Origin of the sequence: Micromonospora sp. LOL_025 (assembly GCF_048060285.1) — a bacterium.
Classification (GTDB): domain Bacteria; phylum Actinomycetota; class Actinomycetes; order Mycobacteriales; family Micromonosporaceae; genus Micromonospora.
The window spans coordinates 1-299 of the sequence record NZ_JBHMIR010000154.1; the positions used below are offsets into that span (position 1 = coordinate 1).

The window sequence follows — 299 nt, forward strand, 5'->3', positions numbered from 1 at the left end:
TGGGAGGCGGTCGAGCGGGCAGGGGTTGAGCCTGGGGTTCTTCGGGGTTCGCGAACAGGGGTGTTCGTGGGCACCAATGGTCAGGACTATGGGGCCCTGCTGATGGTGGCGGGGGACGAGGTGGAGGGCTTCGCGGGGACGGGCAACGCCGCGAGTGTGGTGTCGGGTCGGGTGGCGTACGCGTTGGGGTTGGAGGGGCCGGCGGTGTCGGTGGACACGGCGTGTTCGTCGTCGTTGGTGGCGTTGCACCTGGCGGTGCAGTCGCTGCGGCGCGGCGAGTGCGACCTCGCCCTCGCCGG

At 71.2% G+C, this 299-nt stretch carries 1 protein-coding gene; it reads left to right on the forward strand.

Features of this window, described 5'->3' with window-relative positions:
* Positions 1-299: beta-ketoacyl synthase N-terminal-like domain-containing protein (locus tag ACFHW0_RS31920; RefSeq protein WP_416613343.1), on the forward strand; the 299-nt coding region annotated here is incomplete at both ends.